General features: G+C 59.2%; 13 protein-coding genes and 1 pseudogene. 5 read left to right on the top strand and 9 right to left on the bottom strand.

Annotated features, from left to right (window positions below):
* The first annotated feature begins 3 nt into the window (after positions 1–3).
* Positions 4–747 (top strand): uroporphyrinogen-III C-methyltransferase, encoded by a 744-nt coding sequence (gene cobA / locus JFV30_RS04785; protein ID WP_201122175.1) that lies wholly within the window; start codon positions 4–6, stop codon positions 745–747.
* A gap of 60 nt (positions 748–807) precedes the next feature.
* Here the strand turns inward: cobA and JFV30_RS04780 are convergent, their stop codons facing one another.
* The 8 genes and pseudogenes from JFV30_RS04780 to ppsA form a co-directional block, all read right to left on the bottom strand.
* Complete coding sequence (locus JFV30_RS04780) at positions 808–1791, bottom strand: OmpA family protein (RefSeq protein WP_010176421.1); 984 nt, start codon at positions 1789–1791, stop codon at positions 808–810.
* A 107-nt stretch (positions 1792–1898) separates the two neighbouring features.
* Positions 1899–2489 (bottom strand): RNA polymerase sigma factor SigX, encoded by a 591-nt coding sequence (sigX, locus tag JFV30_RS04775; protein WP_003215014.1) that lies wholly within the window; start codon positions 2487–2489, stop codon positions 1899–1901.
* An 87-nt stretch (positions 2490–2576) separates the two neighbouring features.
* Positions 2577–3401 (bottom strand): mechanosensitive ion channel family protein, encoded by an 825-nt coding sequence (locus JFV30_RS04770; protein ID WP_008432650.1) that lies wholly within the window; start codon positions 3399–3401, stop codon positions 2577–2579.
* A 2-nt stretch (positions 3402–3403) separates the two neighbouring features.
* Complete coding sequence (locus JFV30_RS04765) at positions 3404–3649, bottom strand: hypothetical protein (protein ID WP_003215011.1); 246 nt, start codon at positions 3647–3649, stop codon at positions 3404–3406.
* An 85-nt stretch (positions 3650–3734) separates the two neighbouring features.
* Positions 3735–4729: pseudogene (locus tag JFV30_RS04760) on the bottom strand (zinc transporter ZntB).
* A gap of 25 nt (positions 4730–4754) precedes the next feature.
* Positions 4755–5246 carry a ribonuclease E activity regulator RraA gene (gene rraA / locus JFV30_RS04755; protein WP_010176422.1) on the bottom strand — a complete coding sequence of 164 codons (492 nt, stop codon included), beginning with the start codon at positions 5244–5246 and terminating at the stop codon, positions 4755–4757.
* 222 nt (positions 5247–5468) lie between these two features.
* Positions 5469–6458 (bottom strand): alpha/beta fold hydrolase, encoded by a 990-nt coding sequence (locus tag JFV30_RS04750; RefSeq protein WP_201122173.1) that lies wholly within the window; start codon positions 6456–6458, stop codon positions 5469–5471.
* Positions 6459–6566: 108 nt separating this feature from the next.
* A complete protein-coding gene (gene ppsA, locus JFV30_RS04745) occupies positions 6567–8942 on the bottom strand; it encodes a phosphoenolpyruvate synthase (protein WP_003215003.1) in 2376 nt (791 codons plus the stop codon).
* A gap of 178 nt (positions 8943–9120) precedes the next feature.
* Here ppsA and ppsR point away from each other — a divergent pair, with 178 nt between their 5' ends.
* Entirely contained in the window at positions 9121–9939 is an 819-nt protein-coding gene (ppsR, locus tag JFV30_RS04740) for a posphoenolpyruvate synthetase regulatory kinase/phosphorylase PpsR (protein WP_010176424.1), read from the top strand.
* Positions 9940–10108: 169 nt separating this feature from the next.
* Here the strand turns inward: ppsR and JFV30_RS04735 are convergent, their stop codons facing one another.
* Positions 10109–11533, bottom strand: coding sequence for an aminotransferase-like domain-containing protein (locus tag JFV30_RS04735; protein ID WP_201122171.1), 1425 nt, complete (start codon positions 11531–11533; stop codon positions 10109–10111).
* Between the two features lie 150 nt (positions 11534–11683).
* Between JFV30_RS04735 and JFV30_RS04730 the strand changes: the two genes are divergently transcribed.
* From JFV30_RS04730 to JFV30_RS04720, 3 genes are read left to right on the top strand one after another with little or no spacing between them, the layout of a single operon-like run.
* On the top strand, positions 11684–12577 hold the full coding sequence (locus JFV30_RS04730; RefSeq protein ID WP_169389303.1) for a DMT family transporter: 894 nt from the start codon (positions 11684–11686) through the stop codon (positions 12575–12577).
* Position 12578: 1 nt separating this feature from the next.
* A complete protein-coding gene (gene moeB / locus JFV30_RS04725; RefSeq protein ID WP_201122169.1) occupies positions 12579–14438 on the top strand; it encodes a molybdopterin-synthase adenylyltransferase MoeB in 1860 nt (619 codons plus the stop codon).
* Between the two features lie 24 nt (positions 14439–14462).
* Positions 14463–15377: a PLP-dependent cysteine synthase family protein gene (locus JFV30_RS04720; RefSeq protein WP_029616140.1), complete on the top strand. Its 915-nt coding sequence runs from the start codon at positions 14463–14465 to the stop codon at positions 15375–15377.
* Positions 15378–15397: the final 20 nt, after the last annotated feature.

The following is a 15397-nucleotide window of genomic DNA, read 5'->3' as shown; positions in this document are numbered from 1 at the left end:
CATATGAGCGCAAAAGTCTGGCTGGTGGGCGCAGGCCCCGGCGATCCGGAGCTGCTGACACTCAAGGCGGTGAGAGCCCTGCGGGAAGCCGATGTGGTGCTGATCGATGATCTGGTCAAACCGGCACTGCTGGAGCATTGCCCCGCTGCACGGCTGATCACCGTGGGTAAACGCGGCGGCTGCCGTTCCACACCCCAGGCATTTATCCACCGCCTGATGTTGCGCTATGCCCGCCAAGGCAAGTGCGTGGTGCGGCTCAAGGGTGGCGATCCGTGCATATTTGGTCGTGGCGGCGAAGAGGCGGCCTGGCTCAGGCAGCAAGGGGTGGAGGTTGAGTTGGTCAACGGCATTACGGCAGGGCTGGCCGGGGCTACTCACTGTGATATTCCACTCACGTTGCGCGGAGTCAGCCGTGGCGTCACGCTGGTCACGGCCCACACGCAAGACGACAGCAGCCTCAATTGGCGAGCACTGGCCGAGGGCGGCACGACGCTGGTGATCTATATGGGCGTGGCGAAGCTGGGAGAGATTCGACAGCAGTTACTGGAGGGTGGCATGAGCGATGACATGCCGGTGGCGATGATCGAAAACGCCTCGTTGCCACAGCAGCGTGAGTGCCGCAGCAGCCTTGCCCGGATGCAGGACGATGCGCACGAATTTGCGCTCAAGAGCCCGGCAATCCTGGTGATTGGCCGGGTTGTCCAGCCGGCACAGGCGGTTGAGGCCCTGGCCAGCGCGACTGCCTGAGGCAAATTACAGGCGAAAAAAAGCCCGGCCTAAGCCGGGCTTTTTTCTACAACTCAGTAATTACTGAGCTGCTTGTGCTTCTACCGAGGCTTCTACGCGACGGTTGATAGCACGGCCAGCTTCAGTTGCGTTGTCAGCAACTGGGCGGGATTTGCCATAACCAACCGAGCTTACACGGTTAGGAGCAATACCGTCTTTGACCAGGACTTGCTTAACAGCGTCAGCACGACGCTGGGACAGCTTCTGGTTGTAAGCGTCAGGACCGACGGAGTCAGTGTGACCTTCAACAACGGTGGTGGTTTGTGGGTACTGTTTCATGAAGTCAGCGAGGTTTTTCACGTCGCCGTAGCTGTTAGGCTTAACAACCGACTTGTCGAAGTCGAACTTCACGTCCAGCTCAACACGAACAACCTGAGCAACCGGAGCTTCTGGCTCTGGAACTGGCTCTGGAGCTGGTGCCGGGGTAGGAGCTGGAGCAGTTTTACCAGCGTTGCCGCCGAAGTTTACGCCCAGACCAACCAGTGCGGAGTAGTCCCACTTGCCGTTGTCCAGTGCGTAGTCAGCTTCAACACCAGCACGTGCGAACAGGTTGTCGGTGAAGTAGTACTTCACACCAGCGCCAGCGATAGCCAGGGTCGATTGATCGCGACCTTTGTGACCATCAGCTTCTACGTTGGTACGGCTCTGGTGGCCGAAACCGCCCTCTACGTATGGACGCAGGGAGTCGACACCAGCTTGACCGAAGTGGTACTGGGCAGTAACGCTGCCGGTATCACCCTTGATCTTCTGGCTACCGGTACCGTCGTTCGAACGGGTGTGGTTGGTAGTGTCGTAGTTCAGGTTGATCGACACGTCGTCGGTCAGGAAGTAACCGATGCTTGCGCCAGGATTGTAGCCGTCTTCGATATGCTTGACGCTATCGTTGAACTGCTTTTTGTAGAACAGCTGGCCTTCAACTGCGCCTTGACCTTGTGCCAGAGCGCCGAAGGAAGTAGCAGCAATAAGAGTACCAATGGCCAAGCCCAAGGTGTTTTTCAGTTTCATCCGTTAAATCCCCATCTGGTGATTGTAAAGCAGTCCCACATACCGGGGGACAACTCGGCGACAAGTCTAACAGAACTTGCCTACACGTAAGAGATATTTGCCACGCACTAAGTTTCAGTACTGCCCGCAAATTTCTCACGTAATTTATCAAGAGCACGTTTGTAACGCATTTTTGTAGCACTCAAACCCATATGCATGATGTCAGCGATTTCCTGAAATTCCAGCTCTGCGACAAATCGTAGCACCAGAATTTCCCGGTCAATCGGGTTCACATGCACCAACCAGCGATCGAGTCCGCCCTTTTCTTCCGGGGTTGGCGCCTTCTCTTCAGACGCTTCCTCAAGGGGGTCCAGACTCAAAGCGTCCATCAAGCGACGCTTTCGCCGTTCCTTCCGATACTGCGTGATGCACTCGTTGTACGTGATGCTATAAAGCCATGTCTTGAACTTCGATTTGCCCTCGAAGTTCTTCAGGCCGTATAGCACCTTGAGCATCACTTCCTGACAGACATCATCCGCATCTCTATCGTTCCCTAAATACCTTGAACAAACGTTGAACAGAGTGCGTTGATACCTGCGCATCAATTCTTCGTACGCGCGTGTTACGTGAAACAGCTCCGTGTGCGAGCGCGCGACCAACTCCTCATCAGAGAGCTCACGGGGGTCATAGCGCGTGGACAGCGTTTGGGCTTTATTCAAAACAAGTCGTGCCGACAGTCAGGTCAATGTCCGCCTCAGCCTGGATACCCAGGTTTGCGGCGGCGTACATTAGCAGGGTTTGCCGGGTTAGCGGCTAGTCACATGCTGTTCCAGCAGGATCCGATTCGAAAGCGACACCAGTTCGCCATCGTCGGTCAGCACTGTTGTCTTAACCGTGCCGATCTCCTCGATCTGCCCTTCGACCTCGCCCACACGCACTTGTTGCCCAACCTGATACAGCTCACGCACATAGATTCCCGCAAGAATCTGCCCGGCAATTTCCCGGCTTCCCAGTCCCATGGCCAGCGCAACGGCCAGACCAACGGTAATCAAAACAATCACAATCACATGGTTCAGCAGGTCAGTCTTGACCTCCAACTGGCTGATCGCGACCGAAATACTGATGATAATCACCAGGCCCTGAGCGATTCGCCCCAGGCCGCTGGCGTAATCCAGCCCTACCCCTTCAGCCGCGCCGCGCACCAGGCCATTGGCCAGTTGCGCCAGCAAAACCCCTACGAGCAGCACCAGCGCGCCACCGAATACCTTCGGCAAATACAGCGCCAGCATGTCGAGCGTAGCTGAAACTCGCTCAAGTCCAAGGGATTCAGCCGCAGAAACCAGAAAAATCAGCAAAACAAACCAATAAACGATCTTGCCGATCAATGTCGAGATCGGCACTTGCAGCCCGGCACGTCCCAGAATCTTGGTCAGGCCGGTACCGCCCATCAGTCGATCGAGACCCAGTTTAGCCAGCAATTTGGAGAGCAGGGTGTCGAGCAGCTTGGCCACGACAAAACCCAGCAATACCACCACCAGGGCACCAAACAGGTTGGGAATGAAATTCGCCACCTTGGTCCACAGCGCAGTCATTGCAGTTACCAGACTCTGGGTCCAGAGATCGAGTTCCATATTCATTCAGCCTTATCAGCAGTGCGAGCAAGAGGTTTACGACGGGAAACCGGTGAAACATGGGCCGAACCGTTGTTCAGGGCCATCATCAATGCCGGCAACCAGCGGCCGAGCAGACCGAACAGGTCCCCCGCCCCGACCTGGCGGTTGGCGGTTTTCAAAACGCGACCCAGGCAAGCATCGTCGTCCCGGTTGGACGGCGAAGCATTCAGCATGTCACGCAAAGACTGTTCGAACGGATCGTGCATAAAAACCTCTCGCAAGTGATTTAAAAGACGAGGGTAAAATTCTTCGGGTCACATGACCTCTTTCCACGTTCAGGTCACATTCAGGTCAGACCCAACGTAAACGTCGAAACAACCACCACTGCCCGACCGCCACCGAGACCATCATCAGGCAGGCAATCAGGAACCCGTAAGGGCTGGAAGAGAACGGAATTCCCCCACATTGATCCCCAGCAAACCGGTCAGGAAACTCATCGGCAGGAAGATCCCGGTGATGATCCCGAAGCGGTACATGGTGCGGTTCATGCGCAGGCTCAAACGCCGGTCTTCGGTCTCAAGCACAAGCCCCACGCGCTCCCGGGCCAATTCGAGCTCCTCCAGGTAACGGGTCAGGCTGTTGTTCAATTCGTTCCAGTAGTCAGCATCGTCGTCGCAGAACCAGGGCAGTTTGATCCGGGTCAACTGCGCGAAAATATCCCGCTGCGGCGACAGGAAACGTTTCAGCCCGGCGGCGCGCCGACGGATCTGCAAAACGCTGCCATGCTCCGGGGTATACCGTTCGTCGGCATCCAGTTTTTCTTCTTCGATATCGACGATTTCGGACAGATCACTGACCAGATCCTGGACCTTGTTGGTCAGGTACTGCGCCATATAAAGGACCAGTTCCGACGACGTTTTCGGCCCCTTGCCATCCGCCAACTGCACCAGCAGCTCATCCGTTGCACGTAACGGGCGCAAGCGCAGGGAAATCACCCGCGCCGCCGAGGCAAAGATACGCACCGAGACCATGTCTTCCGGTTCGGCGCCGGGGTTCAGGTTGACCCCGCGTAAAAACAGCAGCAGTTCGGCGTCCGGCAGCGGCAACAGGCGTGGGCGGGTGTTTTCCTCCAGCAGCAGGTCACACGCGAACTCGCTCAAGCCGCTGGATTTGCGCAACCAGGTCTGGGTCTGGGGATGGCTACGGTCCCAATGCAGCCACAGGCTTTCCTGAGGCTGCAGTTGCAGCTCATCAAGCTCTGTCCGGGCAATCGAACGCGCACCACCTTTACCGTCCAGCACCAGGGCGTGCACCAGCCCCCACTGCGCGTTTTCTTCCTCGAACATCCTCACCCCTGTCGGCTACTGCTATTTATTCAGGCATTTTCAGCGGGCTGGGAGAGACGATCACACCGTTATTGTCGGCGTACACGTACTCACCCGGGCGGAAGGTCACGCCAGCGAAGGTCACCGCCACGTTCAAATCGCCGATACCGCGCTTTTCTGTCTTCATCGGGTGGCTGGCCAGGGCCTGTACACCCAAATCGGTCTGGGCAATCACGTCCACATCGCGGATGCAGCCGTAGATCACCAGCCCTTCCCAGCCGTTTTTCGCGGCTTTCTCGGCAATCATGTCGCCCAGCAACGCACGGCGCAGGGAACCACCACCGTCGACCACCAGCACCTTGCCGGCGCCATTGAGTTCGGCTTGTTCCTTGACCAGGGAATTGTCTTCAAAGCACTTGATGGTCACGATCTCGCCACCAAAGGAGTCTCGGCCGCCGAAATTGCTGAACATCGGCTCAACCACCTGCACCAGCTCCGGGTAGGCGTCACACAGGTCGGGGGTAAGGTAATGGTTCATCGAGAAACTCCTGTAGGTGAAAGAAGGTGTCAAACATCCCACTGTTTACTTACATCTGGAAACGCTTTGCCATGAAGGTTCTTTAATCCGGGCCGAATAGTCAGGCCCATCCGACAGCAACGCAAGACCCACTGCGCGACTGAATATGACCAGAACCAACCAACGCGTCATATCTTAGCCGCTACGGCAAACAAGCGAAACGCCCCTGATAGAGCCTTGCGCTCAAACCGCAGCGAGTTCCTGCGACTGCGCCCCCGCCAAAGGTGTAAGCGGATCTTTCAGCCAACGCTTCACCAACGGCCACACTTCAGCCTGGGCAGCCTTGCTGACGAGCATCTCGACGTGCCCGAAATCCCCGCTGAACCCTTGCCGGCGCCCCAGGCACAGGTACTGGCGATGCTCGGAGCCGACTTGCTCGAAGAGTTTGCGACAGGCCCAGTCCGGGTCCTGGTGATCGCCGGCAGCGCTCACCGCCAATAGCGGTACGTCGACCGCTGCCAGGCCTTTCCACCAATCCTGCTTCCCTTCGCCAAAGCGGCCGAACAGGCCATTCCAGCGCATGGCTTCAATCAGCACACCTGCCGGTTCGTCTTCGGGGCCGCGTTTCAGTCGCGAGCCAGACAATTGGCCAAAGCGCTTCAAGAGCAGGCGACCGGTCCATTCCAACGGTGGAAGTTTCAACGGCCAATGGGTACGGCTGACCTGGCAGCCAAACAGCGCCACCGAGGCCACTGCCGGCGCGCCAAGGTGCTGCCCACCCAGGGCCGCAGCCAGGGTTGTGCCACCCAGGGAATGCCCGATCCAGTGGGGAACCTGCCCACTTTGCTCACGCACAAAGGCGGCAATGGCCGGCAAGTCGTAGCGAGCATAGTCGGCAACGCGGTTTTTGGCGTAGTCGTGGTTACGTCGGGACAGCCCGTGGCCGCGCATTTCCGGGATCCAGACGTCGAACCCCTCGCGCGCCAGGTAAGCGCCCAGGCCGATCCCCTTGGGCGAATACCAAAAGCGTCGGTTGGAGAAACTGCCATGCAACAAAACCACCGGCACGCCCCGGTTTTCCGGGACATCGGCCAGGCCCAGGCGGGTCACGGCCAGCTCGACGGTACCGTCAGGGCTGTTGCCGGGCTTGAGGCGATACACATCTTCACTCAGGTCGCCACGACGCTCAGCGCTGATCAAGGCGACAGGAAACAGGTTGCTGCTGCTTTGCATAATGCTCTTGCACAAAAAAGGGCGGCGTCCGGAAGGAGTTCCGCCCTGTACAGAATGAGAAATGCCGGCCAACCCTTACGATTGACCGGCACTTTTTGAGGTTGCGTCTTACGCCTGAGCTTGACCTTCAGCCAGGAAGAACCAGGTTTCCAGTACGGAATCGGGGTTCAGCGAGACGCTTTCGATGCCCTGTTCCATCAGCCATTTGGCCAGGTCGGGGTGATCGGAAGGGCCTTGGCCACAGATCCCGATGTACTTGCCAGCCTTGTTGCACGCCTGGATGGCGTTGGCCAGCAGCTTCTTGACCGCAGGGTTACGCTCGTCGAACAGGTGGGCGATGATCCCCGAGTCGCGGTCCAGGCCCAGGGTCAGTTGGGTCAGGTCGTTGGAGCCGATGGAGAAGCCGTCGAAGAACTCCAGGAACTCTTCAGCCAGGATGGCGTTGGACGGCAGCTCGCACATCATGATGACGCGCAGGCCGTTCTCGCCACGGGACAGGCCGTTTTCAGCCAGCAGGTCCACCACCTGGCTCGCCTCGCCCAGGGTGCGCACGAATGGCACCATGATTTCGACGTTGGTCAGGCCCATCTCGTTGCGCACGCGCTTGAGGGCGCGGCATTCCAGCTCGAAGCAGTCGCGGAAGGCTTCGCTGATGTAACGCGAGGCGCCCCGGAAGCCCAGCATCGGGTTTTCTTCTTCCGGCTCGTAGAGCTTGCCGCCGATCAGGTTCGCGTATTCGTTGGACTTGAAGTCCGACAGCCGCACGATGACCTTTTTCGGGTAGAACGCGGCCGCCAGGGTGCTGATGCCTTCCACCAGTTTCTCGACGTAGAAGCCCACCGGGTCGTTGTAGCCGGCGATGCGCTTGTCGACGCTTTCCTTGATGTCCGGCGGCAGGCCGTCGTAGTTCAACAGTGCCTTGGGGTGCACGCCGATCATGCGGTTGATGATGAACTCCAGGCGGGCCAGGCCCACACCGGCGTTCGGCAACTGCGCGAAGTCGAAGGCGCGGTCCGGGTTGCCGACGTTCATCATGATCTTGAACGGCAGGTCGGGCATGGCGTCGATGGAGTTTTGCTTGATGTCGAAGCCCAGTTCACCTTCGAAGATGAAGCCGGTGTCGCCTTCAGCGCAGGACACGGTCACGCCCTGGCCGTCTTTCAACAGTTGGGTGGCGTTGCCGCAACCCACCACGGCCGGGATCCCCAGTTCACGGGCGATGATCGCCGCGTGGCAGGTACGCCCGCCACGGTTGGTGACGATGGCGCTGGCGCGTTTCATCACCGGTTCCCAGTCCGGGTCGGTCATGTCGGAGACCAGCACGTCGCCTGGCTGGACCTTGTCCATCTCGGACACGTCCTTGATGATCCGCACCTTGCCGGCGCCGATGCGCTGGCCGATGGCACGGCCTTCCACCAGCACGGTGCCGGTTTCTTTCAACAGGTAGCGTTCCATGACGTTGGCCGAGGTGCGGCTCTTCACGGTTTCAGGGCGGGCCTGGACGATGTACAGCTTGCCGTCGTCACCGTCCTTGGCCCATTCGATGTCCATCGGGCACTTGTAGTGCTTTTCGATGATCATCGCTTGTTTGGCCAATTCGCTGACTTCGGCGTCGGTGAGGCAGAAACGCGCACGTTCGGCCTTGTCGACATCAACGGTTTTTACCGAGCGACCGGCCTTGGCCTCGTCGCCGTAGATCATCTTGATCGCCTTGCTGCCCAGGTTGCGGCGCAGGATGGCCGGGCGGCCAGCTTCAAGGGTGTGTTTGTGGACGTAGAATTCGTCCGGGTTCACCGCACCTTGTACGACGGTTTCGCCGAGGCCGTAGGCGCCGGTGATGAAGACCACGTCGCGAAAGCCCGACTCGGTGTCCAGGGTGAACATCACGCCGGCTGTGCCGGTTTCCGAACGCACCATGCGCTGCACACCGGCAGACAGGGCCACCAGCTTGTGGTCGAAACCCTGGTGTACACGGTAGGAAATGGCGCGGTCGTTGAACAGCGAGGCGAACACTTCCTTGGCCGCGCGGATCACGTTTTCCACGCCGCGGATGTTCAGGAAGGTTTCTTGCTGACCGGCAAAGGAGGCGTCTGGCAGGTCTTCGGCGGTGGCCGAGGAGCGCACGGCGACGGCCATGTCCGGGTTACCGGCCGACAGCGTGGCAAACGCGGTGCGGATCTCGGCGTTGAGCTTCTCGGGGAACTCGGCTTCCATGATCCATTGACGGATCTGGGCGCCGGTCTTGGCCAGGGCGTTGACGTCATCGACGTCCAGCGCATCGAGGGCGGCATGGATCTGATCGTTGAGGCCGCTCAACTCGAGGAAATCACGGTAAGCCTGGGCGGTGGTGGCAAAACCACCAGGAACCGATACACCGGCGCCCGCAAGATTACTGATCATCTCGCCCAGGGATGCGTTCTTGCCCCCTACGTGCTCTACATCATGGACGCCGAGCTTATCGAGGGAAACTACGTACTCTACCAAGGTGATCTCTCCACTTTCTGTGTTGGAAAAGCTCAGGACGCCGGCGGCTCAGTAGGAGCGGTTACCGGCGTTTGTGGCCTGGACCTGGAAAATAAGTGAGAATGCGGCCCACTGCGGGACGGCAAAATCGCGCCTATCATATCCAAGATTCGTCATCAGCTTAAGGCCCAAGGCTCAAATGAAACGATCTGCTTTCTTTATCTCCGACGGCACCGGCATCACAGCCGAAACCCTGGGTCAAAGCCTGTTGGCGCAGTTCGAAAACATTACTTTCAGCAAATTCACGCGACCCTATATCGATAGCGTGGATAAAGCGCGAGCCATGGTACAACAAATCAATCTGGCGGCCGAAAAAGACGGATTTCGTCCGATCATTTTCGACACCATCGTCAATCAGGACATTCGTGAGATCCTCGCGACCTCCAATGGTTTCATGATCGACATCTTCTCTACCTTCCTGGCGCCGCTGGAACAAGAGTTAAGTGAACATTCGTCATACTCTGTCGGAAAATCTCACTCCATTGGTCACAACTCCAACTATATGGAGCGGATCGAGGCGGTGAACTTCGCCCTCGACAACGACGACGGCGCCCGCACTCACTACTACGACAAGGCTGATCTGATCCTGGTGGGCGTGTCCCGCTGCGGCAAGACGCCGACCTGCCTTTATATGGCCATGCAATTCGGGATTCGCGCGGCCAACTACCCGCTGACCGAAGACGACATGGAGCACCTGACACTGCCTGCCGCCCTGCGCGCGCACCAGCACAAGCTGTTCGGGCTGACCATTGACCCGGACCGGCTGACGGCGATTCGTAATGAACGCAAGCCCAATAGCCGATACTCCAGCTATGCGCAGTGCGAATTTGAAGTGCGGGAAGTAGAAAATCTGTTCCGCCGGGAGAATATTGCGCACATCAATTCCACGCATTTTTCGGTGGAAGAGATTTCGGCGAAGATTCTGGTGGAGAAAGGGGTGGAGCGGCGGTTCAAGTAACCGGTTGTTCAGACACCACTGATCCCCTGTGGCGAGGGGCTTGTCCCCCGTTGGGCTGCGAAGCGGCCCCAGTAATGCCACCGCAGTCTCTCAGACAGAACGGCGTCGGCAGGTTTGGGGCTGCTGCGCCGCCCAACGGGGACAAGCCCCTCGCCACAAGGGTCTATCTTCACAAGTGGAATCTCCCCCCGCCCTGCCCCAGCGCCGTCGCCAGCGCATCAAACCCTGCCAGCAACAACTGATCATCCCCCGACGTGTTGCAGATGCTTGCCCGGATGAACTGCGGCACCGCCGTCTGGCCCACCGCAAACGCTTCGGCTGTGGCAATCAGGTAATTATTCTGCTTCAACTCCGCCTCGATTTCCGACGCGCGCCAAGGCTCCGGGACTTCGATCCAGAAGTGCGGGCTATTGAGATGGGTGCGATATTCCAGGCCGATCAGCAACCCTTCCACCAACGCCTTGCGTCGGCTGATTTCCTGAATCTGCTGGTGCAGCAGGTGCTCCGCCGTGCCGTTTTCAATCCATTGGGTGGCCAGTTCCAGGGTCACCGGCGTGGCCATCCAGCAGGTTGAGCGCAGCGCCGCGGAAATCCGGCTGACCAGCGCCGGTGGCGCATGCACGTACCCCACACGCAACCCCGCCGACACTGCCTTGCTCAGGCTGCTGATCAGAATCGTACGTTCCGGCGCGAAATGGCTCAGGGGCGGCGGACGATCTTCCACCAACACGCCGTGGGCCTCGTCCTCGAGAATCAGCAGATTGTGTTCACGGCAGACCTTGACCAGCGCCTCACGGCGCGCGACCGACAGCACCGCCGTCGTAGGATTCTGGATGGTCGGCGTGCAGTACAACGCTGAAACCCGGTGATTGCGGCACACCTCATCCAGCGCTCCCGGCAACAGCCCTTCTTCGTCCACTTCCAGGCCGATCAGGCGTATCCCCAGCATGCGCGCGGCGGTGATCAGCCCCGGGTAGGTCAACTGTTCGGTGACCACCGTGTCGCCGGCCCGCAACAGCGCCATCAATGCGCACAGCAGCCCGTGCTGGCCGCCGTTCACGCAAATCACCTGCTCGGGAATCGGATGGAAATCCCGCTGCACCAGCCACTGCGCGCCCGCCGCACGGTAGCGCGGCAACCCGGCGTCCGGGGTGTAGGCGCTGATGTCCTGCAAAAACTTGGCGTTGGTGGCCAGTGTCTGGAAGCTTTGGGCCAGGAACGTGGTCTCCTGCCCCGGGATATGCATGTTGCGGCTCATATCAAAATACTGCCGCGGCTCGTCGCTGAAGTTGCGAAAACCTTCATCCCGTTGTCGCTCCATCCCACGCTTGCGCACGAAGGTGCCGTCACCCACCCGCGCCACCACCAACCCCAGCCGTTCCAGCTCACCGTAGGCGCGGCTGATGGTGCCAATGGTCACCCCCAGATTGTCGGAAAGCACCCGATGAGGCGGCAGTTTTCTTCCCGGTTCAATCAAGCCTTCAAGAATGCCCCGCTCCATGACATCGGACAGGCGTTTGTACTTCACGCCCTGCCCGCTGGAGAGTCCTTCTCGCATAATTGACACCATGTCAATATTTGTTTTGACAGCCATCATTCGCCCTAATAGTGTGCTTTTACGGGTTCAATCACCGAATCAAGGCACTCAATATAGAGGTCAATTCGGTCTCATGGAAGCAATGTCACGATGCCAATGTCCGCCGTTCTCGAAAACGCTGAAAAAACAAAAACTCACAAGCAGTGGTTGGCTGGGCTGATTACCAGTGTGATGTTCCTGATCGTGTGCCTGAGCTGGGGCACCACCTGGCTGGGCATCAAGATCGCCGTGGAAAGCGTGCCGCCGCTGACCTCCGCCGGGCTGCGCTTTCTGATCGCCTTCCCGCTGTTCCTGTGTTTTGCCTGGGTGCGCCGCGAGCCGATCCTGTTTCCCCGGGAAAGCCGCTGGTTCTTCGTGTTCGTGACGCTGTCCTACTTCAGCGTTCCGTACTACCTGCTCAACTACGGCGAGATGCATGTCTCGTCCGGCCTCACCGCCTTGCTGTTCAGTTGCATGCCGGTGTTTATCCTGATTTTCTCTGCGCTGTTCCTGCGTGAACGCATCTACTTTTCCCAGGTGGTCGGTATCGCCATCGGTTTCGGCAGCCTATACATGATCATCAAGAGCCAGGGCCTGCACCTGGACCATGCCGAGTTCTTCGGGGTGCTGGCGATTCTGACCGCCGCGATCATGCATGCCCTGTGCTACGTGATTACCAAGAAACAAGGCAGCGCCATCAGCGTGATCACCTACAACACCCTGCCCATCGGCATCGCCGGGATGATGCTGTTTGTCGCCGGCCTGTGGTTTGAAACCCCGACCTTCGAAGACATCACCCTGCGCTCCTGGAGTGCGCTGTTCTACCTCGGACTGGTGGCCTCGGTGGGCGGTTTTATCGTGTATTTCATGCTGCTCAAGCGCCTGAGCCCGATCATTTTGTCCTTCGTGTTCATCATCTTCCCGGTGTTCGCGGTGATCATCGGTGCCTGGTACGAAGGCGTGCAGATTTCCAGGGACCTGATGATGTATTCGGCGATCCTGCTGGCCGGTTTTGCGATTACCAAGCTGCCCATCGAAAAGCTCCTGGCGAAGAAAAACTGAGATGAAGGTCCTGAGCCCAAGCGCCCTGGAGCAGATTTACGCCCACGCCGACCGCAGCTACCCCGAGGAATGCTGCGGTTTCGTTTTCGCCGATGGCAGCGTGTACCTGGGCAGCAATATCCAGAACGAACTGCACCGCAAGAACCCCGAGATGTATTCACGCAGCGCTGCCAACGGCTACACCTTTTCGGTGGCCGACACGCTGATGATGAACAAGGCGTTTCGCAGTGATAACCCGGTGGTGGTGATCTACCACTCCCACCCTGACGTCGGCGCGTATTTCAGCGACGAAGACCAGGACAAGGCCCTCTTCATGGGCGAGCCGATCTACCCCGTGAGCTACCTGGTGGTGGATGTTCGCCATGGCAAGACCCAAGGTTCCAAGCTGTTTGCCTGGGATGGCAAGCGCTTCGCCCAAAACCCCTTCAACGACCTGCAAACGGAGTTGTGCATGAACGCTGTCTCTTTCCCCGACATCCTGGTCCGCGTGGCCAAGCTGCCAGCATCGACCCTTGAGGGTGCCGGATCGACATTGCGCGAAGTCATTGAAAACCTGTGCACCGAGCACCCGCAGTTACGGGCGCACCTGCTCTACGAGAACAACCAGCTCAAGGAACACTTCCTGTTCACCGCCGAGGAAGAACTGATCGACGCCAACGACCCGTTGCCCGAGAAAGCGAAAATCGAAGTGCTGCTGGCCACGTCCGGCGGCATCGACGTCGACTCACTGAGCAACGAAGAAGTGCAGCGCTACGTGCGCCACATCACCCTGCCCGGCGTCGGTCGCGAAGGCCAACTGAACCTGAAGAAAGCCCGCGTGCTGATCATCGGCACCGGCGGCCTCGGTTCGCCCATCAGCCTGTACCTGGCGGCGGCCGGCATCGGCACCCTGGGGTTGGTGGATTTCGACGTGGTGGAAAGCAGCAACCTGCAACGCCAGATCGTCCACGGCAACAGTACCCTGGGCCTGCCCAAGGTCGAGTCCGCCAGGCGGCGCTTGCAGGACCTGAACAGCCACATCCAGATCAACACCTACGACACCGCCTTCAACACCGACAACGCCCTGGAACTGGTGGACGCCTATGACCTGGTGATCGACGGCACCGACAATTTCGAAACCCGCTACCTCGTCAACGATGCCTGCGTGCAACTGGGCAAACCGTTGGTGTACGGCGCCATCTACCGTTTCGACGGGCAGATCAGCGTGCTCAACTATAAAGGCGGGCCGTGCTACCGCTGCCTGTTTCCCCAGGCCCCGCCGGCGGAACTGGCCCCCAATTGCAGCGCCGGCGGCGTCATCGGCGTATTGCCCGGCTTGGTCGGGATGATCCAGGCCACCGAGGCGATCAAGCTGTTGATCGGCATTGGCGAACCGTTGTCGGGCCGGCTGATGCGTTTTGATGCACTGGCGATGAAATTCAGCGAGATCCGCTTCAAGCGCCGCGCCGACTGCCCTTGCTGCTCGGAACTGCGCCACAGCCAATCCGTCGCACCTGCCGTGTGTGCGGATGCCGTGCCGAGCCAGCCGTCGTTGGCCGAAGAGCGCTACATCAAGCCACGGGTGCTCAAGCAACTGCTCGAACAACACAGCAAGGCCGACGTGTTGCTGGACGTGCGCGATGCCAGCGAACTGGAAGTGTGCAAGTTGCCAGGCGTGGTGCACATCCCGCTGGCCGAACTCGACGGGCAACTCGCCACACTCAGCCGCGACAACACGCACTACCTGATCTGCTACGCCGGAACGCGCGCGGAACAAGCCGCCACTACCCTGCTGGCAGCCGGATTCGCCAACACCAAAGTACTGCAAGGTGGCATGAAACACTGGGTTCGCGACGTCGAACCCGACATGCCTTTGTACTGATCAGCGGCCATGGGTTCTTACTTGATGTTGCATAACTCGATACTCGACGCGATTGGCCAAACGCCCATCGTGCGCCTGGAACAGTTTTCCGAAGACCTCGGCATTGAGGTCTACGCGAAGCTGGAGTCCCTCAACCCCGGCGGCAGCCACAAGGCGCGCATCGCCCTGGGCATGATCCTCGACGCCGAGCGCCGGGGCATTCTGATCCGTGGCTCAGGGCAAACCATTATCGAGCCCAGCGGTGGCAACACCGGCATCGGCCTGGTGATGGCCGGCAACGTGCTGGGCTACAAAGTGGTGCTGGTGATCCCCGACAACTACAGCCCCGAGAAGCAGAAACTGCTGCGCCTCTATGGCGCCAGGGTGGTGCTGTCGGACAGCCGCCTGGGCAACAATTCCCACGGTGAAAAGTGCATGGAGCTGCAGCTGGAAAACCCCAGCTACGTGATGCTCAACCAGCAGCGCAACGGCGCCAATCCGCAAACCCACCGCGACACCACCGCCCGGGAAATCATCCGTGCCTTCGGCGAGCAGCGGGTGGACTACTTCGTCAGCGGCATCGGCACCGGCGGCCATATCACCGGCATCGGCGAAACCCTCAAGGCCACCTGGCCGGCGATCCGCGTGATGGGCGTGGAGCCGGAGGAGTGCGACCTGCTCAGCGACCGCCACGCACCCCACCATATCCAGGGCCTCTCCATCGGCCTGATCCCGAGCATTCTCAACGTCGCGATCATTGACGGGATGCTCAAGGTGTCGCGCCAGGAATGCATCGACATGATCAAACGCATCATGCGCACCGACGCCATCAGCCTCGGGTTGTCGTCGGCCGCCAACATGGTGGCCATCGCCAAGCTGGCGCCGGAGCTGCCTACCGACACCGTTGTGCTGACCATGGTCTACGACAGTGCCGACGGTTATTTGCCCTGTTTTGAATAACAACTATTGCGGGGGTGCCT

Origin of the sequence: Pseudomonas sp. TH32, assembly GCF_016650855.1 — a bacterium.
Classification (GTDB): domain Bacteria; phylum Pseudomonadota; class Gammaproteobacteria; order Pseudomonadales; family Pseudomonadaceae; genus Aquipseudomonas.
Note: the sequence above shows the minus strand (reverse complement) of the source record. Positions and strands in the feature narration are given on the sequence as shown.